Origin of the sequence: Paraburkholderia sp. SIMBA_054 (assembly GCF_046534875.1) — a bacterium.
Taxonomy (GTDB): Bacteria; Pseudomonadota; Gammaproteobacteria; order Burkholderiales; family Burkholderiaceae; genus Paraburkholderia; species Paraburkholderia hospita.
In genome coordinates this window covers 1-262 of the sequence record NZ_JAWRXV010001002.1, presented here as the reverse complement: position 1 = coordinate 262, position 262 = coordinate 1, and the positions used below count along the sequence as shown (strand labels likewise).

The 262-nt window shown below is 30.2% G+C and carries 1 protein-coding gene; it reads left to right on the top strand.

Annotated elements, in window-relative coordinates:
• Positions 1-262: hypothetical protein (locus tag SB822_RS58160; protein WP_410859250.1), on the top strand; the 262-nt coding region annotated here is incomplete at both ends.

Sequence of the window (262 nt, the reverse complement as noted above, 5' to 3'; positions counted from 1 at the left end):
AATATTAGGAAATATATTCTTTGTTGAGGGTGGTATTTTCTTTGTATTGCTGGGTATTCTACTTTATTTAAGTAGAAGTAAAGTAGGAATTACTATTGTATATATCATTTTTCATTTGATTATCTTTACTGCTTACGCTAAATGGGGAGTAGTCAAGGACGGTATTATAAATCATTTATTTCCGTTTAGTGATTACCAATGGATGATGATTTCTGCACTACCACTATTATTACTCTACAATGGGAAAAAAGGTACTGGATTA